The sequence below is a fragment of the Brachybacterium zhongshanense genome (assembly GCF_055385755.1).
The window spans coordinates 2720098-2743176 of the sequence record NZ_AP043790.1; the positions used below are offsets into that span (position 1 = coordinate 2720098).

Consider the following 23079-nt stretch of genomic DNA (forward strand, 5'->3'; position numbering starts at 1 on the left):
GGAGAATGCATCAGGGATCGCGTCAGCGCGCGACGGGGATGTCGGTGAGGCGCCACTGCCCGGAGAGGAGCTGCACCGCGACGGTGTCGCCGACGGGCGTCCCACGCGGGTAGACCAGGTCGGAGACGCGGGATCGGCCGCCGTCGAGCCGGGAGTTCGTCCGCAGGTCCGTCAGGGCGCGGCGGACGGAGCCCTCCTCTCCGACGAGGTGCAGGGCGGGCACGGTCGCCGTCGACCCGTCGAGCACCGCGATCCCGACCTCGGACTTCGTGCGGGCGACATATCCCGGGATCGCGATCTCTCCCGCGAACGGTCCGATCCCGATCGAGGAGCCGACGGCGTCGTCCAGCCGCGTGAACTCGAGCGTCACCACGAGATGGTCCTCGACGATCCGGGCACCGAGGGCGCGGATGCGGGTGGGCGTGACGCCGTCGGGCTCGACCCCTTCCTCACCGGTCGCCTCGGGGCCGTCGAGCTCCGGCAGCTCCGTCTCGACGGTCTCCTCGACGACGACAGGGGTGTCGATGGTCAGCTCGACGCGGCGGTTCAGGGCACGCCCCTCGGCGTCGCCGTTGTCGGCGACCGGCTCGCTCTCGCCCTTCCCGGAGACCTCCAGCGGATAGTCCTCGGCGTCGATCAGGGTCGCGAGGACCTCGGCGACGGCCTCGGCACGCTCCTCGGAGAGGACACGGTTGACCTCCTGGGTGTCGACGTCGTCGGTGTGGCCGACGACGCGGACCGTCCCCGGCGCATGCTCGGCGATCTGTGCGGCGGCCGCCTCGATGACGGCCTGGGCGTCGTCGGAGAGCACTGCGGAGCTGGAGTCGAACAGGACGTCCCCGCCGAGGCTGACGGTGGTGGACTCCGCGGTCGTCGTCGTGCTCGCCGTCGTGGAGAGGTCGACGGAGAACGCCGACAGCTCGACGACGGGCGCGAGGTCGACGGCGGAGAGGTCAGCGGCATCCTGGCCGGCAGCGTCCTGGTCAGCGGCATCCTGATCGGCAGCATCCTGATCGGCGTCGATGACCGGCACTCCTTCGACGAGGCCGATCTTGGGGATCAGCACCTGCACCCGGTCCACGTCGAGATCCCCGTATGCCAGCTGCACCCGCTCGGTGCCCGCGCTCCCGGCGGAGCGGTCGCGATCGTCCCAGAGCTCGTCGGGCCCGGCGATGACGGAGCGGCGCTCGGCGTCCATGGCGACCACCGCGACCCGGTCGCCGGCGAGGTCGAGCAGACGGACCCCGTCGAACTGGCGAGCATCGAGATAGTCGCTGGTGGTGTGCGCGGCCAGCTCGTGGATCGGCCCGAAGGGCAGCTGGTCGTCAGGGTCCTCGGCGCTCGCCTCGAGGGTCAGCACGAGCACGCCCTCGCTGCGGATGACGGAGACGACGCCGACGGAGATCTCCACGGCCCCGGCGAGGAGCGTCCCGGCCGGCTCGACGCTCGGGCCGCCCCCACCCGGTCCATCAGTGCCGTCTGTGCTGTCGCTGCTGCCGGTGCCGTCGCTGCCGTCGTCCGAGACGGTCCCGTCCCCACCGTCGGAAGCTCCCCCGCCGGCCGACGAGCCGTCGTCGGCGCTGTCATCGGCGCCGACGTCGCAGCCGGACAGTGCGATGCCCGCCGCGGCGAGCATGCCTCCCATCAGCGCACGTCGGCGCGGTCCCCGTCCGTCCATGGCGTCCCCCTCCCGGACCCGGCGGCTGCCGCCGCCGTCCACGGCCCCCGTCAGCCGGTGGGCGCCCACAATAGTTCCGCGCACGACCGACCCGCCACAGGATGGCCCGTCGGCGCGGTCAGCCCTCCGCGACGCCGAGGGCGACGGGCCTCGAGCTCGGGTCGGCCGCGAGCCACTCGGCGAGCTCGCGGGGACGCACATCATGCTCGTCGAGACGGGCGATCGGAAGCCACGTGGTGCCCACCTGGCGCGGGTCGGGATCGGTCCCCTCACCGGGCTCCTCCCCTTCCGCGAGGCCGCACCAGTAGGCGAGGTTGACCTGGTGGAACAGCGGCATCGGTCCGCCGTCGATCAGCCGACGATCGGTGATGACCTCGTACATGCAGGCCAGCTGGTGGACCTCGACGCGAGCCCCGATCTCCTCGCGGCACTCCCGCTCGAGCGCTGCGACCTGGTCCTCGCCGTGCTCCTGGCCGCCGCCGGGCGGCTCGTACAGGTCCTGCCCGTCCGGCGTGCGGGAGTGGTTCATCAGCACGTGCCCGTCACGCACGATCAGCGGCTTCACCGCGACCCGCGGCGTTCTCGAATCGCTGCTCACCGGCCGCCCGCCGCCCACAGGCCGGTCACCGCTCACAGCTCGCCGCCCGGGCGGGCGAGGCGGGTGCGGGCGCGCTGGGCGAGATCGTCGTCGTCGGACGCATCCAGCAGATCGCGCACCGCCGCCTCGTCGCGCAGCAGCCCCATCAGGGCCTGCAGGGCGCGCAGATGCGCGCGGGCGTCGGTGAGCAGGGGCATCGCGATCAGCTGCACCTCGACCGTGCCGCCGGCGCCGCCCATCTCCCCGAAGGGCACGGGCCGGGCGAGGCTCGCGAGCACCAGACCCGGGGTGAGCACATGCTCGGGATCAGCATGGGGGATGGCGGTGGGGACCGGGGTGGGCAGGCCCGTGGGATAGGTGCGCTCTCGCCGACGCAGCGCCTCCGGGAACTCCACGGCGACCGCACCGGCGTCCAGCAGTCGGCCCGAGAGGGAGCGCAGAGCATCCTCGTCGTCACCGACATCCAGACCTGCGATCGCGAGCAGGACGTCGAGCCCCGCCCCGTCGTCGGGATCCGCGCTGGGGCTCGCGCCGGGGTGCGGGCTCGCGCCGGAGTGCGGGCTCGCACCGGAGTCCGGGGTGGGGTCGGAGTCCGGGTCGGGGTCGCCGGGGTGCCGCTGACTGGTCATGGAGCCTCCTGGTCGTCCGCTCGATTCTGTCACGTCGACCCTTCGCCTCGTACGCTGTACGCGACCCGCGGCCGCACTCGCTCGCACGCCCCGCATGTCCCGCATGTCCCGCACCTCCAGGAGCCGCCCATGCCCGCCCCCCGCGACACCGCCGTCATCGTCCGGGCCGCCCGCCTCTACTACGAGCAGGGCCGTTCGCAGACGGAGGTCGCGCAGGAGCTGGGACTGTCCCGATCCAACGTGTCGCGGATCCTCACCCAGGCCCGCGACCGCGGAATCGTCGAGATCTCGATCCACGATCCCGACGGTCCGCCCCGCCGCGACGACGCCCTCGAGGGTGCTCTGCGCGGCGCCTTCGGACTGCGGGAGGCCCACGTCGTCTCCGCTCCCCGCACGAGCGGCATGGAGGCCGTCGCCCGCGAAGCCGCTGCGGTGATCGCCGATCGCGCCGCCCAGGTCTCCTCCATCGGCATCTCCTGGGGACAGACGGTCCAGAGCATCGTGGCGGAGCTCCCGGCCCTGCACCTGCGGCCCGCCCCACGAGTGCTGCCGCTGGTCGGAGGGCACAGCGCCCTCGATGAGCTCGCCGACGGGGAGTCCGTCCTGCGCACCCTCGCCTCCCGCCTCGGTGCCCGCCCCGAGACCCTCTACGCTCCCGCGGTCCTCGAGTCCGCGACGGCGATGACGACGCTGCGGGCCGAGTCGAGCATCGGCTCGCTCCTCGCCGACGCCGCCCGCGTGGACCTCGCCGTGGTCGGCATCGGCTCCGCGGGGGTGCACTCCTCCCCGCATGTGGTGCGGCTGATGAAGCTCGACGACGCCGAGCGCGCCGCCTTCGAGGCCCAGCATCCCGTCGGCGACGTCTGCGGACGCTTCGTCGACCCCGAGGGCATCCCGCTCGGGGCGCCGACGGACCAGCGCGTCCTCGCCGTCACGTTCTCCGAGCTCCTGCGGATCCCCGAGGTCGTGGGCGTCGCCGCCGGCGCGGAGAAGGCTCCCGGCGTCACCGGCGTGCTGCGCAGCGGAGCCGTCCGCACCGCGATCCTCGACGACGAGCTCGCCCGCGCGATTCTCGCGGGGGCATGAGAGAGCCCCGATAGAGCTGCAGCTCAGGCCTTCCCGCGCAGGACCAGGCGGCGACTCAGGCCTTCCCGCGCAGGATCTGCTGGAACCGCTCCGTCGTGTCGCGGTCGACGCTCAGCTCGGCGTCGTCCAGATGCGTGATGGGTGCGGCCAGGCGCACCGAGGACAGCAGCCAGGCGGCGTCGGCCGCGACCACGTCGGCGACCGTGAGCAGCTGCTCGCGCAGCACGCCGCCCTCCCGTCGCACCGCCTCAGCGATCGAGCCGAGGCTCGTGCCCGGCAGAACGCCCGCATCGACAGGGGTCGTCAGGTACTCGCCGTCCCTGCGCACGAGCAGAGTCGACGTCGGACCCTCCAGGCACCAGCCGTCGCTCGCGACGAACAGGGCGTCGTCGAACCCGCGACGGTGCGCCTCCCTCGTGGCCGCCATGTTGATCGCGTAGGAGAGCGACTTCGCTCCGGCCAGGAGCCACGGGCTGGTCTGCGGCGCAGTGGTGCGGATGCCGCGGTCCAGGGCGATCACCCGGATGCCCTGCTGTGCGGCCGAGTAGTCGTCGGCCGTCCTCGCATGGATCCAGCAGGTGGGGATCCCGCTGCCCTCGACACCGCGGGTGACGAGGATCCTCACGGTCAGATCCGGCACCGCCGGGTGCGCCGCGATCGCTGCCCGGAACGCCTCGCCGATCACCTCGATGTTCGGCTCAGGCAGCTCGAGCATGCGAGCGCTGCGGACGAGACGCTCCAGGTGGGGACGCAGGTTCACGGGCTCGCCGTCGAAGACCCCGACGGTCTCGAAGACGCCGTCCCCGCGGGTCGCCGCGAGGTCCGTGACCAGCAGCTGCGCGGCCGACGGGTCCGCCTGATGGAACGCGGGAACGCCACCCGGAGCGCCCGAGCCTCCTGGTCCGCTGCCTGCGGCCGCCGCATCCACCGCACCACCGGCCGCGGGGACGAGGAACAGCACCGGCTGAGGTGCGTCAGGAGCGGGCGTGGACATGATGGACCTCCGAGGACGCTGCTGCGCCGGCGTTCCGGCACGGCGTGAATGGGCTGCCTACCAGACTAGACCTGCGCAGCCCACGCCCGGCCCGCTCCGGCCTCTGCCCTGCTCCCCTGCGTCTGCGCGCCTGCGCCTGCGCGCCTGCGCGCCTGGGACCCCGTGCTCCCCTCAAGATCCACGACGTGCTCCCCTGAAGATCCACGACCAGTGTCCGTCTACCACCGCTGAAGAGCCGCTCCAACGACGGTAGACGGACACTGCCCCACTCCCGACCCGCCCAACACCCCGCAAGACCACCCGAAACCACCCACGCACCCCGAACATGGCGACCACTGTCCGTCTACCACCGCTGAAGACCCGCTCCAACGACGGCAGACGGACACTGCCCCGCTTCCCGACCGTTCACCTCCCCGACCGCTAGCCGGCGACGATCGCGACGACGAGGCCGCCCTCGCGCCACTCGACGTGCCAGTCGAGGGGATCCCCGGGAAGGTCGGCATCGATGATGGAGGCACGGGCGTCGACAGGGGCGCCACGGAGATCGACGACGCCGATGGTCCCCGCTGGCAGGTCGACCGTCGCGGCGGGAGCGCTGGGGAACCCGGACGCGGAGACGACCGGGACCTCGACGGCTCCCACCTCGCCAGCGTCGCCGGCGTCACCTGCGCGTTCCTCTCCTGCATCCGCTCCCGCGTCGTCTGCGTCCGCTCCCGCGTCGTCTGCGTCCGCTCCCGCGACATCGCCGTCGTCATCGTCGTCGTCCTCGCCGATCCCGAGGACCTCGGCGTAGAGCGCGTCGACGAGGAGTCGCTCGAGAATCTCGGCTCGGGATTCATCGCTCTCGAGGTCGACGTCGGCACCGGATCCGACACCGGACCTGTCACCGGATCCGACACCGGACCTGTCACCGGATCCGACACCGGACTCGAGAGCGTCGAGGGTCCCGAGCGCCGAGGCGAGGGCGTCGGCGAAGCGCTCCAGGTATCCGCCGAGGTCACGGGCCACCAGTCGCAGGGCGAGGTCCTCGCCGATGCCGAAGACGGCGCCCGCGGTGCCGTCGTCGAGGATCGTGAGGATGACGGCGACGTCCTCACCCTCGTGCAGCGGATAGAACGTGGTGGGAGCCCCGAGCAGGGTGTAGGGGCCGACGTCGGTGCGCTCGTCGATGACCAGGCTGAGGTGGTCGCGGTCCCCGATGCGGATGCCGCCGAACTCGTCGAGGATCTGCTCGAGGACGGGCGGCGGGTCCGCGACCACCTCGTCGTCGCCATCGGCGAGACCGGGGATCGGAGAGACGTCGCGCTGATGGGTCAGGGCCAGCGAGGCGAGGCGCTCGAGGACGGGGCGCATCGGTGCGATGGGGAGCGGAGATTCTGGGGCGGGCCAGGACAGGGATGGCATCGGCGAGCTCATGCGCTCATCGTGGCACAGGCGACGGGTGCACCCGTCGTCCTCCTTCGCACGACGCCCTCCTTTGCACGACGTCCTCCTTCGCACGCCAGGAATCATGTCGCCCGGCTGGGGACCTACCGCTCGTCGAGACGGTGGGCGGCAGGGCCGGGCCGGGTGACCAGGACGGAGGCGCGGGCTCCGGCGTCGGGAAACCGTTCGCGGTAGGCGGCGAGCCATTCCGCGGCGAAGGACTCGGCGGCATCGGAGCTGGAGCTGGCGTCGACGAGCGCCCAGACGCTGCCTCCGAAGCCCGCGCCGAAGCTGCTGGCAGCGTGGGCCCCGAGGTCACGGGCCAGGCGCTGCAGGGCGATGGTCTCGGGGGTCTGGTTCCCCAGGAGGTCCTCGGCACCGCGCTGGGATTCGTCGACGAGCCGTCCGAGCTCGGCGAGGTCGCCGTCTTCGAGGGCGATGGCGGCGGCGGGGACGATCCGCTCGGACTCGTCGAGGAACTGGGCGAGTCGGTCGGCGAGGCGCCCGCCGCCGGCAGAGCGCCCGTCATCGTCAGCAGGGCGACCGTCGCCGTCGTCGGCGGCGAGGTGCTTGAGGTGCTCGACGGAGGCGGGGCCGGTGGCGACGGCCGCGGCGAGGGTGGGGTCGTCGCGGTCGCGGTCGTCGTTCCAGCGGGAGAGGATCTCGCCGACGGCGAGGGAGACGCGGTTGTAGTCCCCGCGGGCGGCACCGGTCTTCTCGGCGTCGACGCCGCTGACGGCGACGACCAGTGCGAGATCGTCGGGGAAGGGGACGATGCGCTCGGGGCGCACGGGGCAGAAGGAGTACTGCACGAGCGCGTCGGGCACGCCGCAGATCATGGCGGTGTGGTCCTCGCTGCCGCCGAAGGTGCCCACGCCCCGTCGGCCTTCGAGGGTGCCGTAGGTCTGGCCGTTCTCGATGCAGCCGAAGTACTCGGCGAGCTGCTCGTCGTCGGCGATGGCGGTGAGGAAGGGCTCCTCGTCGGCTACTGCGGCGAGGTCCAGCAGCACGAGGGTGATCCCGGTGACCAGTGCGGAGGAGCTGGACATCCCGGCGGCGAGCGGGAGCGTCGAGGTGATGGTGATCTCGGCGCCGCGGAGGCGGCCGCGGAAGTTCGCCTCGAGGCGATCGACGACGGTGCGCACGTACCCGCCCCAGTGCCCGGCACCGGGGCCGACGGGGCGCTGCGGGGAGTCGAGGTCCATCACGACGGTGTCGTCGACGTCCTCGGAGCGGACCTCGAGCACGCGGTCGGCGCGGCCGACGGCCCGGATGCTCAGTCCGACGTCGACGGCGGCGAGGAGCGAGCGTCCTCCCGCGTAGTCGGTGTGCTTGCCGAGGATCTCGATGCGTCCGGGGACGAACCAGTGGACGGTGCGCGGTGCGGTGAAGTCGGCGTGGGTGGGGTCCTGGGCCTCCCGCTGCAGCGCCTCGACGACGGATCGGGTGCGGCCGACGGATCGGGTGCCGTCTGCGGATCGGGTGCGATCATCGCCCGTCGCGTCGCCGTTCACAGCGCCACCTCGATCCCGGCGAGCGACTCCTGGACGGCGGCGATGTCCGCACGGGAGGACATGTCGAGCACGCCGACGGCCGCCGGCACGACCTGGAACTCCTCACCCTCGCTGATGAGCAGGCGCACGGCGTCGACCAGTTCGAGCTCCCCGCGCACGGACGGCTCGATGCGTGCGCAGGCGTCGAAGATCGAGGCGGTGAACAGCCAGGCGTTCATCGACACGGGGGCGTCGCCGAGTGTGCGGAAGGTGTCCTCGTCGGGCTTCTCGACGATGTTGCGCAGCAGGCCGTCGTCGTCGGCCGCGACGAGCGCGAAGGAGCGGATGCGCTCGGCGGGGATGTTGGAGCGCTCGACGAGGGCGCCGCGGTCGAAGCCGACGAGGGCCGCTCCGTCGGCGGCGACGAGCGCCTCGAGGGCCTCGCGCGGGTAGTAGTTGTCGGAGTTGAGGACGACGACGCGGTCGTCGCCGGCGAAGCCGCGGGCGGCGGCGACGGCGTCGGCCGTGCCGTGCGGATGCTTCTGGATCGCGGTGGTCACGCGGACCCGACCGCCGGAGCGGGAGGCCGCGTACTCGCGCAGCGCCTTGTGCTCGGGTCCGACGACCAGGCAGATCTCCGTGATGCCGACGTCGGCGAGCACGGAGAGGACGTAGTCGAGGAAGGGCCGGCCGACGTCGATCAGGGCCTTGACGCCGCTCGCAGCGACCTCGGCCTGGTTCTCGTCGAGCTCCGCGGAGTCGTCGGACCGGCGCATGCGCGTGCCGAGGCCGCGCGCGAGGATCACGGCGCGGTGCACGGCATCGATGCTCTGGGGCCCGTCGGGGGCATCGTCGGGGGTCTCGTCAGCCACGCCCACGGAGTCTACGGCGCGCGCTGTCGACGCGGACGCGGTCCGCGGCGATCGCGTGCGGATGCGTGGGATGCGTGCGGATGCGTGGGATGCGTCAGATGGGCAGCGTGATCCCGAGATAGTGCTGGAGGCTGTTCTGGGTGATGAACAGCAGCGCATAGAGGACGACCAGTGCGATCACCGCGAATACCGCCCAGGCGCCGATGCGGGCGACGACGACGGTCTCGCCCTTGGCCTGCAGACGGAGGCCGACGGCGAACAGCAGCGGAAGGCCCGCGCCCAGCAGCAGTCCGACGACCAGTACGCGGAGGCTCCCGGTGAGGATCTCGACGATGTCGATCATCTCAGGCGTCCTCCCGTCCCGCGCCGACGAGCGCATGTGCGCCATCCGTGCGTCCCGCGGGCTCGGCACCCACGGACGCGGCACCCGCGGGCTCGCCGCCCGAAGGCTCGGCACCGACAGGCTCGGTCCCCGCAGGCTCGCCGCCCGAAGGCTCAGCACCCGCAGGCTCGGCACCGACAGCCTCGGTGCTGCCCGGAGTGCCGTCCGGATCGAGGCCGACGGGCTCCTCGAGGCCGATCTCGGCGGCGGCGCCCTCCCACTCGGCGGTCACGTTCGTGTGGTCGACCTTCTGCAGGGTCGAGCGGTAGTACATGAACACCGCGAGCGCGACGAGGATCGCGAACTCGAGGACGGCGCCGCCGGCTCCGCCCACGAGATGGCCGATGCCGAAGGTGATGGCGCCCATGATCGCGGCGGCGGGGAGGGTCAGCAGCCAGCCTCCGACCATGCGGCGCGCGGTGGCCCAGCGGACGACGCCCCCGGGTCGGCCGACGCCGGAGCCGACGATCGAGCCCGTGGCCACGTGCGTCGTCGACAGGGCCATGCCCATGTGGCTCGAGGTGAGGATGATGGCGGCGGAGGAGGCGTCGGCCGCGAAGCCCTGCGGCGCGTTGAGATCGGTGATGCCCTTGCCGAGGGTGCGGATGATGCGCCATCCGCCGAGGTAGGTGCCCAGTGCGATCGCTCCCCCGCACAGCAGGATGATCCATGGCGGCAGGCCGCTGGCCTCGATGTCGCCGGTGGTCAGGGAGCCGTAGGCGATCAGTCCCAGGGCGATCACGCCCATCGTCTTCTGCGCGTCGCCGGTGCCGTGGGCGAGGGAGACGAGGGAGGCGGTGGCGATCTGGCCGGCGCGGAAGCCCTTGTCGCGCTGCGTCTCACGGAGGCCGCGGGTCACCCGGAACACGAGCCAGGAGCCGCAGGCCGCGACCGCGCAGGCGATGAACGGGGACAGCAGCGCGGGGATGATCACCTTCGCGAGCAGGCCGCCCCAGTTGATGCCGAGGGTCCCCATGGCGGCGAGGCCGGCGCCGACGAGCCCGCCGAACAGGGCGTGAGAGGAGCTGGAGGGGAGGCCGAACAGCCAGGTCGCGAGGTTCCACAGGATTCCGCCGACGAGGCCCGCGAAGACGATCGACATCGCGGTGGTGCCGTCGAGCCCGGAGACGAGGTCGCCCGTGCCGGTGTCCTGGATGCGCAGCACCGAGGTGGTCACGGTGATCGCGACCTCGACGGAGAGGAACGCACCGATGAGGTTCATGATCGCCGCGAGGGTGACCGCGGCCTTGGGCTTGAGCGCGCCGGTGGCGATGGAGGAGGCCATCGCGTTGCCGGTGTCGTGGAAGCCGTTGGTGAAGTCGAAGGCCACCGCGGTCACGATCAGCAGCAGCAGGATGACGAGCTCGCCTGTCATGCGGCCAGTGTGCAACCCGAAACCGTGAGCGCAGGCGCCGTTCGCCTCTCGTTCACCGTGCGTTAACCATCGTCCTGGCGCTTCACGAATCCGTGTGCCCCAGATCACCTCTCGGGCTGCCGGCGGAGGCTGCGGCGCTCACCGCCCGCCTGTCGGAGGGCTATGCGGCAGCTGTGCGGGTGCTGTGCCTGAAGGGGGTCGGAGATGGAGCTCGACCTGGGGGTTCATCCGCTCCTCGGCCCTCGCGCCCGCGCTGTCCGCAAGCCCGCCCGAGGGTGTTCAGCGTCCTCCGAGGACGGTCTCGGCGGCGCGCGCGGCATCCTCGATCGCGGCGGCGTCGATCCCGTGCCCGAGGGTGAAGCGGACGGCGGTCTGGGCCACCTCGCGCTCGATCCCGAGGGCGGTGAGGACATGGCTGGGCTCATCGCTACCGGCGGCGCAGGCGGAGCCGCTGGAGGCGATCACCCCGTGCTCGGCGAGGTCCAGCAGCACCGACTCGCCGCTGACGCCGGGGAAGCAGAAGGAGGCGTGGCCCGGCAGTCGGCGGCCCGGCTCCCCAGCCGGCTCCGCGGCCGGCCCCGCCGTCGGCCCGGTCAGCAGCGTGCCGGGACGGGCGGCGAGCACCCGGGCGATGAGCTCGTCGCGCAGCGGGAGGGTCGCTGCGACGCGCTCCTCCCGCTCGGCCTCGGCGCGCTCGAGGGCGACGGCGAGGGCGACCGCGAAGGCGACGTTCTCGGTGCCGGAGCGCCGCCCGCCCTCCTGACCTCCGCCGTGGACGAGGGGCTCGAGCGGCAGGCGCCCGCGGATCATCGCGGCTCCCACCCCCTTGGGTGCGCCCACCTTGTGCCCGGAGATGGTCAGGGCGTCGACGCCGAGGTCCTTCAGGTCGAGCCAGCCGGCGGCCTGCACGGCGTCGGTGTGGAACAGGGCGCCGACGCCGTGGGCGGTCTCGGCGAGGGCGCGCACGTCGGCGATCGCACCGATCTCGTTGTTCGCATGGGCGAGCGAGACCAGCGTGGTGTCCTCGCGCAGCACGGAGCGCAGGGCGTCGACGGTGACGACACCGTCGGACCCGGGATCGATGAAGGAGACCTCGAAGCCGTGCACGCGCTCCAGGAAGGCGATGCTCTCGAGAACCGCCTCATGCTCGATCGGCGAGCTGACCAGGTGCTTCCCGCGGGGCGAGGCGAGGGCGAGGCCCTTGATCGCGAGGTTCGCCCCCTCCGTCCCGCCGGAGGTGATCACGATGTCGCTGCGGCGGGCGCCGAGCACGGCCGCGATCCGGCCGCGGGCGTCCGCGAGGGCCCGCGCCGCCTCCTCCCCGACGGCGTGGTGGCTCGAGGGGTTACCGAAGGAGCCGGTCAGATAGGGCCAGGCCGCCTCGAGGGCCTCCCGTCGGACCGGCGAGGTGGCGGCCGAGTCGAGGTAGATCACGGGTGCTTCACTCTCCTCACTCTCCGTCGTCGGCCGACGGTCCCGACTCGCCGTCGGCCGACGGTCCCGCCGAGACGTCCATGTCGAGCCCGAGGTCGAGGCTGCGCACCGAATGGGTGAGGGCGCCGGAGGAGATGACGTCGACGCCGGTGCGGGCGATCGCACCGACGGTCTCGAGCGTGACCGTGCCGCTGGCCTCGACGATCGCGCGCCCGGCGACGATCCCGACGCCCCGGACGAGGTCATCCAGGGTGAAGTTGTCGAGCATGATGACGTCGACGCCTCCGGCGATGACGGGCTCGATCTGGTCGAGCCGGTCGACCTCCACCTCGAGGCGGGTCATGTGCCCGAGCCGGGCGCGGGCGCCGCGGATCGCCTCGGTGAGGTCGACGCCCTGCTGGCGCAGCACGGCGAGATGGTTGTCCTTGGCCATCACTCCGTCGGACAGCGAGAAGCGGTGGCTGCTGCCGCCGCCGCAGCGCACCGCATGCTTCTCGAGGGCCCGCAGCCCGGGGGTGGTCTTGCGGGTGTCGGCGATGCGCACCCCGGTCCCCTCGACCGCATCAACGAAAGCCCTGGTCAGGGTAGCGATCCCGGAGAGCCGCTGGATGAGGTTCAGCGCGATCCGCTCCGCCTGCAGCACGGCGCGGGCGGGTCCGACGACGCGGGCGAGGACGTCACCGGCGGAGAAGGAGTCGCCGTCGGCCGCCAGAGGGGTCACCTCGACCGCGGGATCGGTGAGGCGGAACGCCGCCGCGAGCACATCGATCCCTGCGAGCACGCCTCCTTCGCGGGCGCTCAGGCGGGCGGAGGCGACGGCGTCCGACGGCAGCAGGAGCTGACCGGTGATGTCGCCCCAGGGGGCGTCCTCGGCGAGCGCCGCGGCGACCACGGGGTCGATCTGGGCGCGGGACAGCGGCGGGACGGCGGTGGTCAGCATGCGAAGGCCTCCGAGGGGGCGTCGAGACGATGGTGGGCGCCGACGGACAGCGGTCGCGCGAGCGCATGGGCGGTGGTCAGCCGCGCGAGGTCGAGCAGGTTGCGGTCCTCGAGCTCCGTGATGTCGGTGATCCGGGCGGGGTCCGGGGAGCGCCAGGCGGCGAGCTGCGCGGCCGCGGCGTCGAGATCGGCTCCGGTGCGCAGCAGGCCGACCTTCTCCCACATGAGCTCCTGCAGCTCGCGCCGGGTCCATCCCGGCTCGCCCCCGGTCGACTCGGGGCCGCTGGGCGACGGGGCGAGGTCGTCGTCCGACGGCGAGAGTGCCGACGACGGGACCGCCGACAGCGGGGCCGTCGAGGTCGACGCGGGCCCGCTGAGCTGGGCGAGCACGGCGTCGGCGGCGCGGGCACCGAAGACCGCCCCTTCGAGCAGGGAGTTCGAGGCCAGACGGTTGGCGCCGTGGACCCCGGTGCGGGCGCACTCCCCCGCCGCGTAGAGACCCGGCACAGTGGTGCGGCCGTCGAGGTCGGTGCGGATCCCGCCCATCCAGTAGTGCGCCGCCGGGGTCACCGGGACGGGCTCGCGCGACCAGTCGATCCCGGCGGCGCGGACGGCCGCGTCGATCGTCGGGAAGCGGGCGGCGAGACGCTCGGCTCCCAGGGCAGTGGCGTCCAGCAGCACGGGGCGGCCGTCCTGCGCGGCCATGGCTCGGGCGATGGCCCGGGCGACGACGTCGCGGGGGGCGAGCTCCGCGCGCGGGTCGACATCGGTCATGAAGCGCCGCCCGTGCTCGTCGCGCAGGACCGCGCCCTCGCCGCGCACCGCCTCGGAGACCAGGAAGGCTCCGGCGCTCTCGCCGAGCGCGAGCGCCGTCGGATGGAACTGGTGGAACTCCAGGTCCTCTAGGGCGGCACCGGCCCGCCATGCGGCGGCCGTGCCGTCGCCGGTGGCAACCGCGGGGTTCGTGGTGCGGGAGAAGAGATGTCCGGCTCCGCCGGTGGCCAGCAGCGTCGCCCGGGCACGTGCCACGAGGCGGGTGCCGTCGGCGCCGAGCAGCTCGGCCCCCCGTGCCCGTCCGTCGACGAGCAGCAGATCGATCAGCGCGGTGCGCTCGAGGATCGCGATGCGACCCGCGGCCTCGGCCTCGCGCACCGCGGCGACCAGGGCGTCCTCGATCGCACGGCCGGTGGCGTCGCCCCCGGCGTGCAGGATCCGCGGACGCGAATGGGCGCCCTCGAGCCCCAGCGCGTAGGGGTGCCCGGCGGCCGTCGGACCACCGGTCGACCCTGCGCCGTCGGTCGACCCCGCGCCGTCGGCGCGGTCGAAGCCGACGCCGAGGGCGATGAGCGCACGGATCGCCTCGGGCCCCTCCTCGCAGAGGACGCGCACGGCATCCTCGTCGCACAGGCCGTCGCCCGCGACGAGGGTGTCGGCGGCGTGGTCGGCGGGGCTGTCGGCCGGGTCGACCGCTCCGGCGATGCCTCCCTGGGCGCGGCTGGTCGAGCCGTCGGCGAGCTCGCCCTTGGTCACCAGCAGCACGCCCGCCTCGCGGGAGGCGCGCAGCGCGGCCGTCAGGCCCGCGATGCCCGAACCGACGACCAGCAGATCGGCGCGCACTCTCATGCCTCCCGGGCGGCGCCCGTGGCCGCGCTCGCGGTGCTCGTCGCAGCCTGCTCCTCACCGGGCATGGGTCGAGGAGCGGGCTTGGCGGCGAGCATCCGCTCGAGCGCGGTGCGCGCGGGCTCGGCGACCTCGGGGCCGACGGTGATGCGGTTGATGACCTCGCCCTCGAGCAGCGACTCGAGCGCCCAGGCCAGGTATCCGGGGTGGATGCGGTACATCGTCGAGCAGGGGCAGACGACGGGGTCGAGGCAGAAGATCGTGTGCTCGGGGTGCTGGGCGGCGAGGCGCTGGACGAGGTTGATCTCGGTGCCGATCGCGAAGGTCGTCGGCTCGGTCGCGTTCTCGATGGCCTTGCGGATGTAGTCGGTCGACCCGGACTCGTCGGCCGCGTCGACCACGGGCATGGGGCACTCGGGGTGGACGATCACCCGCACGCCGGGATGGTCCTGGCGCGCCGTGGCGATCTGGTCCACGGTGAAGCGCTTGTGGACCGAGCAGAAGCCGTGCCAGAGCACGACCTGCGCATCGAGCAGGTCCTGCTCGTCGTTGCCGCCGAGCGGCCGGCGCGGGTTCCACATCGGCATCCGGTCCAGGCCGATGCCCATGGCCTTGGCGGTGTTCCGACCCAGATGCTGATCGGGGAAGAACAGCACGCGGCGCCCGCGCTCGAAGGCCCACTCCAGGACCGTCGAGGCGTTCGAGGAGGTGCACACGATCCCGCCATGGCGGCCGACGAACCCCTTCAGCGCGGCGGAGGAGTTCATGTAGGTGACGGGGATGATCGGTGCGCGTCCGTCAGCTCCGGGACCGTCGGCGCTGTCGAGCTCGTCGGCGTAGACCTCCATGAGCTGCTCCCAGCACTCCTCGACCTGGTCGAGGTCGGCCATGTCGGCCATCGAGCAGCCGGCGGCGAGGTTGGGGAGGATGACCGCCTGCTCCGGGGTCGAGAGGAGGTCCGCGGTCTCGGCCATGAAGTGCACGCCGCAGAAGATGATCGCCTCGGCATCGGTGTGCGCCTTCGCGGCGGTGGCGAGCTGGAAGGAGTCGCCCACGTAGTCGGCGTACTGGACGACCTCGTCGCGCTGGTAGAAGTGCCCGAGCACCACGACGCGCTCGCCGAGCTCGGCCTTGGCGGCGCGGATGCGCCGGTCCAGCTCCTCGCGGCTCGCATCGCGGTACTGCTGGGGGATCTCGCGCTGGCGGGGTGCGTCGGCGGGGACCGGATCGGCCATCGACGCTCCGGGCCCGTAGCCGGGGTCGCGCGCATCGACGTCCCAGGGTGCGTCCAGAAGCTGCGTCGAGCAGGTGCTTCCTGCGGCGGCTCCGGCCGAGATGTCGCGGATCGTCAGGTCGACGGAAGCGGTGAGGCTGGTCGTGGTCATGGGGATCTCCGTGGGGATCGAGGGGCAGGCGGTGGGTCGGCCGACGGCCGCGGGGTCACTGGCCCGTGAGGGGCCCGTTGTCCGCGAGGTGGATGGAGGTGTCGTGCCGGTACAGCCGGGCCGGACGATGCCGGCCCCCGGTGCGGAAGGCGTCCGTGGCCACGAGGCGGCCGGAGGACTCCATCTGTCGCCGGAAGTTCGCGGGGTCGAGAGTGCGCTGGAGCACGGCCTCGTGGACGCCGCGCAGCTCCGCGAGGGTGAAGGTCTCCCCCAGGAACGCGGCGGCGATGCGGGAGTACTCGACCTTGTTGCGCAGGCGCCACAGGGCGTACTCGACGATGAGCGAGTGGTCGAAGGCGAGCTCGGGCAGCTCGTCGGCGACGAACCACTGGACGTTCACCCCGGCCTCGCCGGCATCAGCCTCGGCGGGCCGCACGAGCGCCCAGTAGACGATCGAGACAGTGCGGTCGTCCGGCGCTCCGTCCTGCGCGGCGGCCGGGCGCGCCCCGTCGCCGACGCGGTCGAGCCCGCCGAAGGCGTAGAGCTGCTCGAGGTACTGCGGGGTGAGCTTGGTGGTCTCGCGCAGGTTCCGGGCGGCCGATGCTGCCAGGCCCTCGTCCGCCGCCAGCGGACCCCCGGGGAGCGCCCATCGCCCCTGGTGGGGCGCACGGATTCGCCGCACGAGCGGGAGCCAGAGGACCGGCCGACGGGTGTGCGGATGCGGGCGGAGCGCGAAGATGACCGTGGAGACGGCGAGGGAGACCTGGTTGCCCATGGACGGCCACCTCCAGTTAAAGTCATCGGAACCTTTACGGGTTGCGAAGACATTAGGGTCGCCGCGACCAGAAGTCGCTGTCAGCCCTCCGCTTTGGGACCTGGGTCACAGAACGGGTGACTCTAACTCAGCCTCCGGAGCCTCAGCCCCCGGGCGCGATCTGGGCGCGAAGGTCCTCGAGGCCCAGGGTGCCGTGGTGGGAGGCGGCGATGACCTCGCGCGCCCTCTCCGCGCTGTCCCAGGTGTTCCACAGCAGCACACCGACGACCTTCCCGTCGTCGAGGTAGTGGACGACCGCCGCCTCATGGTCGTCGTCCCAGACCTCGACGGTCTCGAGTGAGGCGTCCAGGTGTCCGACGGCCTCGTAGCCGTCGTCGAACAGGTCGGAGAAGAACAGCGGCGTGTACGCGTAGGCCTCCAGCCCGTCCGCCGCATCCTCCGCCGCATCCTCCACCGTGCCGTCCGCCGCAGCGTCTGCCGGAGCCTCGGCGGCTGCGGCTGCGGCGGCTCCTGCGGCGGCTGCGGCGGCTGCGGCCGCCATGTTCCTCCCGGCCCGCTCGCCGCTCGCCCAGGCGTTGTCCACATGCTCGACGTGGCGGGTGCCGAACAGCGGATCGTCGAAGCGCGCGATGTCGCCGGCCGCCCAGATCCCGTCGGCGCTCGTGCGCAGCTGCGCGTCGACGACGACGGCCGCACCGTCGCCGTCCGCGTCGCCGTCACCGTCCATCGCCAGGCCAGCCGCACGGGCGAGGGAGGTGCGCAGCACCGCCCCCAGTCCGAGCACGACGGCGTCGGCCTCCACCTCGCGTCCGTCCTCGGCGCGGAGGACGAGCGGAGCCGCCTCCCCACCCGACCCGCCCGACCCGTCGGCCCCGTCGATGCCGATGAGGCGGAACCCGCCCACCTGCTCGATGCCGTGCCCGCCGAACACCTCGGACAGGTGCGTGGCGATCGTGTCGGGGAACATCCCGTCGAGGATCTTCCGCCCGGTGTGGAGCAGGGTGACCGATGCGCCGGTGCGGGTGAGCGCGGCGGCGACCTCGGAGCCGATGTAGCCGCCGCCGACCACGGCGATGCGCGCGCCGTCGGCGGCGAGCTCGCGCAGGTGCCGGTAGTCCGCGACCGTGCGCAGGCAGGCGACCCGCGGATCGTCGACGCCCTCGAGGCGGCGCGGCGCGGAGCCCGTCGCGAGCAGCAGCTGTCCGTAGCCGATGGCATCGCCGGTCGCGAGGGTGACGGTCCGGCCGACGGCGTCGATCGCGACGACCTCGGTGGAGGTCAGCAGGTCGGCCCCGGTCTCCTCCGCGGTGCGCAGATCCTGGGATGCGGGGTCGGCATCGTCGCCGTGCCAGAGGTCCTTGCTGAGCGCCGGGCGGTAGACGGGCCCGTCGGCGTCGGCGGAGAGGATCGCGATGGTCGCCTCCTCGGCGGCCTCCCGGATCGCACGGGCGGCCTTGTCGGCGGCGACCCCGCCGCCGACGATCACGTGGTCGTAGCTGCTCCTGAGGGCGGGCATCGGTGGCTCCTTCGTCGAACGGTCGCGTGCCGCCACGCTAGGCCCGAGCCGCCGCGACGGCAACGGTCCGGCCTGCGCCTGCCCCCATCCCCCCCTCCGGGGTGTGCCGTCGGGGCCGTCGGCGTGCTTGGATGATCCCGCTGAGTCCGCGCGCCGACGTCGCGGCATCCACCCCGCCCCGGGAGGCCACCATGGGACGCGAGATCGGTTCGACCGAGTACACGCGCGGACAGCGCACGCACTATCGCCACGAGCTGCGACGCAACCTCGACCTGTTCGAGTCCTTCCTGGACACGGCAGAGTTCGTGGACGAGGGGACGATCGGCGTCGAGCTCGAGATGAACCTCGCCGACGCCTCCACCTGGCAGCCCGCCCTGCTGTCGGACACGGTCCTCGAGGAGCTCGACGACCCCGACTTCCAGCACGAGATCGGACGCTTCAACGTCGAGGCGAACCTCCCGGTCAACCATCCCGCAGGCTCGGGCCTGCTCGATCTCGAGCGAGCACTGGGCGAGCGGGTGAGCCGGGCCGACGACGCCGCTCGCGAGCACGGGGCGCGCGTCGTGCCCGTCGGGCACCTGCCCACCATCACCGCGGAGCTGTTCGAGGGCGAGCAGTGGAGAGCACCCGGGGCCCGCTATGCGGCCCTCGAGGCCGCTGTGCTCGAGGCCCGCGGCGAGGAGATCCAGCTGCGGATCGACGGAGAGGGCAGGGGCCTGGACGCGACCTTCGACTCGATCGCCCCGGAGTCGGCCTGCACCTCGCTGCAGCTGCACCTGCAGGTCTCCCCCGAGCAGTTCGCCGCGGCCTGGAACGCGGCGCAGGCGATCGCGGGCCCGCAGACGGCGCTCGCGGCGAACTCGCCCTTCCTCATGGGCAGGCGCCTCTGGCACGAGACCCGCATCCCCACCTTCGTGCAGGCCCTCGACTCGCGGCCGCCGGAGTACGAGACGCAGGGGGTGCGCCCGCGGGTGTGGTTCGGCGAGCGCTGGATCACCTCGATGTTCGACCTGTTCGAGGAGAACGTGCGGCTGTTCCCCGCGCTCATCCCCGAGTCCCGGCAGATGGCCGAGGAGCCGCTGCTCACCGAGGGCGCCTCCCCGCGCCTGCACGAGCTGATGCTGCACAACGGCACCGTCTGGCGCTGGAACCGGCCGATCTACGACCCCGGCACCGACGTCCCCCACCTCCGCCTGGAGAACCGCCTGCTGCCGGCGGGACCGTCGGCCGCCGACATGGCCGCCAACGCCGCCTTCTTCTACGGGCTCGTCCACTCCCTCGTCCATGAGCGGCGGCCGCTGTGGTCGCGGATGAGCTTCGAGCAGGCCGACGAGGCGTTCCACCAGTGCGCCCGCTGGGGGCTGGAGGCGCGGATCCGGTGGCCGCGGCTCGGGAAGGTGCGTGTGGCCGATCTGCTGCTGGAGCACCTGATCCCGGTGGCGATGGCGGGCCTGAGGGACCTCGGGGCCGACGACGACGCGATCGAGCGCTACGAGCACATCCTCACCGAGCGCGCCCGCACCGGCCGCAACGGCGCCCGCTGGCAGATCGACACGGTCACCTCCCTCGAGCTGCGCGGCGCGGACCGGCCGACGGCGCTCGCCGAGATGACCCGGCTCTACCGCGAGGGCGTCGACTCCGGCGAGCCCGTCCACGCCTGGCCCGTGCCCGCCCGTCGTGAGCGGGACCGCGAGCGCGACTGAGCCGGTCGAGCCCAGCCGAGCCCAGACGAGCCGAGCCGGCTGTGCCAGGCACGCTGAGCGTCGGCGTCCCCGCTGGCCAGCGGCGCCCCCGCCCTCACCGCTGCCCACATGTCGGGATTGTGGTCTCACATGACGGATCTGGTCGTACTCTGCAGGGATGACCTCCTCCTCCACCTCGGCGAAGCCCGCCCTATCCCAGGAAGATCGCTCGGCGCGCATCGCCGTGACCGTGTTCCCCGTGATCATCTTGGCCGCAGCGACCTTCGGCTTCCTCCTGCCCGACGCCGGGCAGACCATCGCGCCGTACACGAGCATCTTCCTCGGCGTCATCATGTTCGCGATGGGCCTGACCCTCACGCTCCCCGACTTCGCCCTCGTCGCCAAGCGCCCGCTGCCGGTGCTCATCGGCGTGGTCGCCCAGTACCTGATCATGCCGCTGGTCGGCTTCGCGGTCGCGTGGCTCCTGCAGCTCCCGCCCGAGCTCGCCGCCGGCGTGATCCTCGTCGGCTGCGCCCCCGGCGGCACCAGCTCGAACGTCATCACCTACCTCTCCAAGGCCGACACCGCGCTGTCGGTGGCGATGACCTCGATCTCCACGCTGCTCGCTCCGCTCCTGACGCCCCTGCTGACGCTGTGGCTGGCGGGCGCCTACATGCCGCTGAACGCGGGCGAGATGGCGCTGTCGATCGTGCAGATGGTGCTGATCCCGGTGATCGCCGGCCTGGTCGTGCGCCTGCTGCTCTCGAAGCTGGTCGACGCCGTGCTCCCCGCGCTCCCCTGGGTCAGCGTCGTCGGCATCTCCCTGGTCGTCGTCGCCGTGGTCTCGGGATCGGCGGACAAGATCGTCGAGGCGGGCCTGCTGGTCCTCGCCGCGGTGATCCTGCACAACGGCGTCGGCTACCTGCTGGGCTACTGGTTCGCGCGCCTCCTGCGCCAGCCCGTCCGCACCGCCCGCACGACGTCCATCGAGGTCGGCATGCAGAACTCCGGTCTCGCCGCGACGCTCGCCGCGACCTACTTCAGCCCCGCGGCGGCCCTGCCCGGCGCCGTGTTCTCGATCTGGCACAACCTCTCCGGCGCCGTCCTGGCGATGTACTACCGCCGCAGCGCGGACAGGCACCTGGCCGACGATCGCGCCTGACGGTCTCCCCGAGGCTCACGGTCGCCCGGGGCGTGCAGCCGCCTCCGGCCCGCAGCCGCATCAGGCCTCGTCGGACGGCCGTCCTCCGCCGTCCGGCGGGGTCAGCGGGCGGTGGCGGCAGGGACTGGCGAGGCGTCGGGCCGGCGCCTGCCGTGTCCGCTGGTCCAGGCGGTCCCGCTCGGATCGCTGACGGCGCCGTCGGTCGCGACAGCGGATCGGACTGGCGGAGTACGGACGACCGCAGGCGCCGCCCGCGCCCGGCCCACGATCGGGGCCCGGGGTGCCCGAGCCCGGGTCGGGGATCATCGCCCGCCCCGTCGGCGCCGTCGGCCCCGCCCACCCGGGCATGGGCACCTCACCTGCAGGGAGGCGGCGGTGTGGTCCAGGCGACGAGGAGAAGGATCCATCACCCCACGATAGTTGCGCTATCCGACATCCGGCGACGAAGATAGCGCTCATGCATCTCACTATCCCGCGGGAGCTCGCATGCAGTTGAGCGATCTGTCCGAGGCCAGCGGCGTCAGCATCGCCTCGATCAAGTACTACCGGCGGGAGCGTCTGCTCCCGGCAGGTACCCGGGTGACCGCGACGCGGCAGGACTACGAGGAGCGCCACCTGGAGCGTCTGCGGCTGATCCGGATCCTGCGGGAGGCCGCCGGGGCCCCCATCCACCGCATCAAGCAGCTCACGACGATCCTCGACGACCCGGATCGCCCGCTGATCGATGCGCTCGGCGACGCCCATGCCCTTGCCCTGGGGCTCGACGACTACGAGGACATGCCGCCCGGCCCGAACGCGCCCGACGATCCCCGCACGTCTGCGGACAGCGACAGCAGTGACGACAGCGCCGGCGGAGCAGAGGCGGCCATGGAACGAGATTCCGCCGAGCACCCGCTGATCGCTCCTCTGCTGGCGCGCTTCGAGTGGCCCGACGTCGACTCCGCACCTCGCCGCGCGCTGGACAGCACACTGCGGATGCTCGAGTCCTGGGACTTCACCGATCTGACCCAGGAGGTCGACCGCTATGCCGAGCCGATGGCGGAGATCGCGAAGGGCGATCTGCAGCAGATGAGCCGCACCGCCCCGGTGTCGGACCAGCCGCCGTCGGACGATGCCGTGGTGATGCGGGCCGTCGCCGGCACCATCGGCTTCGATCGGGTGCTCCGGTCGCTGCGTCTGCTGGGTCACGCCGCGTTCGTTCGCAAGACCTTCACAAACGACGGATCTCTGCCATGGCGCCCTCCTGATCCGCTCGGATCTCACCTCTGACCTGCGATATCGCCAGACGGCACAAGGTCCGCCCAGACCTCGGCCCACGCTCGGAGTCGCGTCCAGGCACCGCCTCTCAGGCGCTTGCCAGGGGCGCCACAGTGAACGCCAGGGCCCGCCGGGTGTAGTTATCCCATCGCGTCACCGGAGGACCTGCTGACTGAGGAGGAGGCAGGCTCCATCGATTCCGGGGACGCGGGGGAAAGGGATGGCCCCGGCTCGTGGGGACGAGCCGGGGCACTTTCACGTCCGGGGGCCCTCACGTCCGGGTACCTTCACGTCCGAACGACTCTCCCATCCAGGGGAAAGCGCACCTCACGTCGATCAAGGGCGCGCGGGTCAAGAGCGCGTGGAGCAAGCGCGCGCGGGTCAAGCGAGCGCGGGTCATGGGCCAGACAGCGCGCAGAGCTGGGCATGCCATAGGTGGGATCCGTCCGTCCAGCAGCGTAGGAGGCCGTCGCCATGGAGCAGTGTCCGTCTACCGTCGCTTGAGCGCCTCTCGAACGGTGGTAGACGGACACTGCTCGCTGGCGGTGCCCCACACGAAGGCGAGCTCCGCGTGCCGCGTCCCGCATCGATCCTGGGCCACTCCCATGGAGCGCCCGGGCATGACAGCAGATCGACAGGTCCAGTACAGGACTTCCTCGGACTCGTCGGGTGTACTCATCTCATCGCGTCACCGGAGGACCTGCTGACTGAGGAGAAGGCAGCGTCCAACGATTCCGGGGACGCGGGGGAAAGGGATGGCCCCGGCTCGTGGGGACG

General features: G+C 72.5%; 19 protein-coding genes. 4 read left to right on the forward strand and 15 right to left on the reverse strand.

What is annotated here, in order from left to right:
- Window positions 1-22 precede the first annotated feature (22 nt).
- The 3 genes from ACZ5AJ_RS12175 to ACZ5AJ_RS12185 all read right to left on the reverse strand — a co-directional run bounded on the left by ACZ5AJ_RS12175 (window position 23) and on the right by ACZ5AJ_RS12185 (window position 2905).
- Window positions 23-1678, reverse strand: a complete 1656-nt coding sequence (locus ACZ5AJ_RS12175; protein WP_464135055.1) for an OmpA family protein — start codon at window positions 1676-1678, stop codon at window positions 23-25.
- Window positions 1679-1796: 118 nt separating this feature from the next.
- Window positions 1797-2276: an NUDIX domain-containing protein gene (locus tag ACZ5AJ_RS12180; RefSeq protein WP_464135059.1), complete on the reverse strand. Its 480-nt coding sequence runs from the start codon at window positions 2274-2276 to the stop codon at window positions 1797-1799.
- 32 nt (window positions 2277-2308) lie between these two features.
- Window positions 2309-2905, reverse strand: coding sequence for a PTS sugar transporter subunit IIA (locus ACZ5AJ_RS12185; RefSeq protein ID WP_464135064.1), 597 nt, complete (start codon window positions 2903-2905; stop codon window positions 2309-2311).
- A gap of 129 nt (window positions 2906-3034) precedes the next feature.
- Between ACZ5AJ_RS12185 and ACZ5AJ_RS12190 the strand changes: the two genes are divergently transcribed.
- Window positions 3035-3991 carry a sugar-binding transcriptional regulator gene (locus tag ACZ5AJ_RS12190; protein ID WP_464135067.1) on the forward strand — a complete coding sequence of 319 codons (957 nt, stop codon included), beginning with the start codon at window positions 3035-3037 and terminating at the stop codon, window positions 3989-3991.
- A gap of 55 nt (window positions 3992-4046) precedes the next feature.
- Here the strand turns inward: ACZ5AJ_RS12190 and ACZ5AJ_RS12195 are convergent, their stop codons facing one another.
- The 12 genes from ACZ5AJ_RS12195 to ACZ5AJ_RS12250 all read right to left on the reverse strand — a co-directional run bounded on the left by ACZ5AJ_RS12195 (window position 4047) and on the right by ACZ5AJ_RS12250 (window position 18201).
- Complete coding sequence (locus ACZ5AJ_RS12195; RefSeq protein WP_464135071.1) at window positions 4047-4985, reverse strand: aminotransferase class IV; 939 nt, start codon at window positions 4983-4985, stop codon at window positions 4047-4049.
- A 420-nt stretch (window positions 4986-5405) separates the two neighbouring features.
- The gene (locus ACZ5AJ_RS12200; protein ID WP_464135074.1) at window positions 5406-6401 is read right to left on the reverse strand and encodes a hypothetical protein; all 996 of its coding nucleotides are present in this window, start codon (window positions 6399-6401) and stop codon (window positions 5406-5408) included.
- A gap of 113 nt (window positions 6402-6514) precedes the next feature.
- Window positions 6515-7924: a galactokinase family protein gene (locus tag ACZ5AJ_RS12205; protein WP_464135079.1), complete on the reverse strand. Its 1410-nt coding sequence runs from the start codon at window positions 7922-7924 to the stop codon at window positions 6515-6517.
- Window positions 7921-8775, reverse strand: coding sequence for a nucleotidyltransferase family protein (locus ACZ5AJ_RS12210; protein WP_464135082.1), 855 nt, complete (start codon window positions 8773-8775; stop codon window positions 7921-7923). The genes ACZ5AJ_RS12205 and ACZ5AJ_RS12210 overlap by 4 nt, the downstream gene beginning before the upstream one ends.
- Before the next feature lie 94 nt (window positions 8776-8869).
- A complete protein-coding gene (locus ACZ5AJ_RS12215) occupies window positions 8870-9118 on the reverse strand; it encodes a hypothetical protein (protein ID WP_464135085.1) in 249 nt (82 codons plus the stop codon).
- Window position 9119: 1 nt separating this feature from the next.
- Window positions 9120-10532 carry an anion permease gene (locus tag ACZ5AJ_RS12220; protein ID WP_464135089.1) on the reverse strand — a complete coding sequence of 471 codons (1413 nt, stop codon included), beginning with the start codon at window positions 10530-10532 and terminating at the stop codon, window positions 9120-9122.
- A 279-nt stretch (window positions 10533-10811) separates the two neighbouring features.
- The gene (locus tag ACZ5AJ_RS12225; protein ID WP_464135093.1) at window positions 10812-11966 is read right to left on the reverse strand and encodes a cysteine desulfurase family protein; all 1155 of its coding nucleotides are present in this window, start codon (window positions 11964-11966) and stop codon (window positions 10812-10814) included.
- A gap of 16 nt (window positions 11967-11982) precedes the next feature.
- On the reverse strand, window positions 11983-12906 hold the full coding sequence (nadC, locus tag ACZ5AJ_RS12230; RefSeq protein ID WP_464135098.1) for a carboxylating nicotinate-nucleotide diphosphorylase: 924 nt from the start codon (window positions 12904-12906) through the stop codon (window positions 11983-11985).
- The gene (gene nadB / locus ACZ5AJ_RS12235) at window positions 12900-14528 is read right to left on the reverse strand and encodes an L-aspartate oxidase (protein WP_464135101.1); all 1629 of its coding nucleotides are present in this window, start codon (window positions 14526-14528) and stop codon (window positions 12900-12902) included. The genes nadC and nadB overlap by 7 nt, the downstream gene beginning before the upstream one ends.
- A complete protein-coding gene (gene nadA / locus ACZ5AJ_RS12240) occupies window positions 14525-15910 on the reverse strand; it encodes a quinolinate synthase NadA (RefSeq protein ID WP_464135104.1) in 1386 nt (461 codons plus the stop codon). The genes nadB and nadA overlap by 4 nt, the downstream gene beginning before the upstream one ends.
- A 55-nt stretch (window positions 15911-15965) precedes the next feature.
- A complete protein-coding gene (locus ACZ5AJ_RS12245) occupies window positions 15966-16685 on the reverse strand; it encodes an NUDIX hydrolase (RefSeq protein ID WP_464135107.1) in 720 nt (239 codons plus the stop codon).
- Window positions 16686-16827: 142 nt separating this feature from the next.
- Entirely contained in the window at window positions 16828-18201 is a 1374-nt protein-coding gene (locus ACZ5AJ_RS12250; RefSeq protein ID WP_464135110.1) for an NAD(P)/FAD-dependent oxidoreductase, read from the reverse strand.
- A gap of 191 nt (window positions 18202-18392) precedes the next feature.
- Between ACZ5AJ_RS12250 and ACZ5AJ_RS12255 the strand changes: the two genes are divergently transcribed.
- The 3 genes from ACZ5AJ_RS12255 to ACZ5AJ_RS12265 all read left to right on the forward strand — a co-directional run bounded on the left by ACZ5AJ_RS12255 (window position 18393) and on the right by ACZ5AJ_RS12265 (window position 22314).
- Window positions 18393-19904 (forward strand): glutamate-cysteine ligase family protein, encoded by a 1512-nt coding sequence (locus ACZ5AJ_RS12255; RefSeq protein ID WP_464135114.1) that lies wholly within the window; start codon window positions 18393-18395, stop codon window positions 19902-19904.
- A gap of 157 nt (window positions 19905-20061) precedes the next feature.
- Window positions 20062-21045 carry a bile acid:sodium symporter family protein gene (locus tag ACZ5AJ_RS12260; RefSeq protein ID WP_464135117.1) on the forward strand — a complete coding sequence of 328 codons (984 nt, stop codon included), beginning with the start codon at window positions 20062-20064 and terminating at the stop codon, window positions 21043-21045.
- Between the two features lie 486 nt (window positions 21046-21531).
- Entirely contained in the window at window positions 21532-22314 is a 783-nt protein-coding gene (locus ACZ5AJ_RS12265) for a MerR family transcriptional regulator (RefSeq protein ID WP_464135121.1), read from the forward strand.
- The last annotated feature ends 765 nt before the right edge of the window (window positions 22315-23079 follow it).

Bases quoted from the DNA above. Each gene is read 5' to 3' on its own strand.
- ACZ5AJ_RS12175 (WP_464135055.1), bottom strand. From the start codon at position 1,678: ATGGACGGACGGGGACCGCGCCGACGTGCGCTGATGGGAGGCATGCTC.
- ACZ5AJ_RS12185 (WP_464135064.1), bottom strand. From the start codon at position 2,905: ATGACCAGTCAGCGGCACCCCGGCGACCCCGACCCGGACTCCGACCCC.
- ACZ5AJ_RS12190 (WP_464135067.1), top strand. From the start codon at position 3,035: ATGCCCGCCCCCCGCGACACCGCCGTCATCGTCCGGGCCGCCCGCCTC.
- ACZ5AJ_RS12195 (WP_464135071.1), bottom strand. From the start codon at position 4,985: ATGTCCACGCCCGCTCCTGACGCACCTCAGCCGGTGCTGTTCCTCGTC.
- ACZ5AJ_RS12200 (WP_464135074.1), bottom strand. From the start codon at position 6,401: ATGAGCTCGCCGATGCCATCCCTGTCCTGGCCCGCCCCAGAATCTCCG.
- ACZ5AJ_RS12215 (WP_464135085.1), bottom strand. From the start codon at position 9,118: ATGATCGACATCGTCGAGATCCTCACCGGGAGCCTCCGCGTACTGGTC.
- ACZ5AJ_RS12220 (WP_464135089.1), bottom strand. From the start codon at position 10,532: ATGACAGGCGAGCTCGTCATCCTGCTGCTGCTGATCGTGACCGCGGTG.
- nadC (WP_464135098.1), bottom strand. From the start codon at position 12,906: ATGCTGACCACCGCCGTCCCGCCGCTGTCCCGCGCCCAGATCGACCCC.
- nadB (WP_464135101.1), bottom strand. From the start codon at position 14,528: ATGAGAGTGCGCGCCGATCTGCTGGTCGTCGGTTCGGGCATCGCGGGC.
- nadA (WP_464135104.1), bottom strand. From the start codon at position 15,910: ATGACCACGACCAGCCTCACCGCTTCCGTCGACCTGACGATCCGCGAC.
- ACZ5AJ_RS12245 (WP_464135107.1), bottom strand. From the start codon at position 16,685: ATGGGCAACCAGGTCTCCCTCGCCGTCTCCACGGTCATCTTCGCGCTC.
- ACZ5AJ_RS12250 (WP_464135110.1), bottom strand. From the start codon at position 18,201: ATGCCCGCCCTCAGGAGCAGCTACGACCACGTGATCGTCGGCGGCGGG.
- ACZ5AJ_RS12255 (WP_464135114.1), top strand. From the start codon at position 18,393: ATGGGACGCGAGATCGGTTCGACCGAGTACACGCGCGGACAGCGCACG.
- ACZ5AJ_RS12260 (WP_464135117.1), top strand. From the start codon at position 20,062: ATGACCTCCTCCTCCACCTCGGCGAAGCCCGCCCTATCCCAGGAAGAT.
- ACZ5AJ_RS12265 (WP_464135121.1), top strand. From the start codon at position 21,532: ATGCAGTTGAGCGATCTGTCCGAGGCCAGCGGCGTCAGCATCGCCTCG.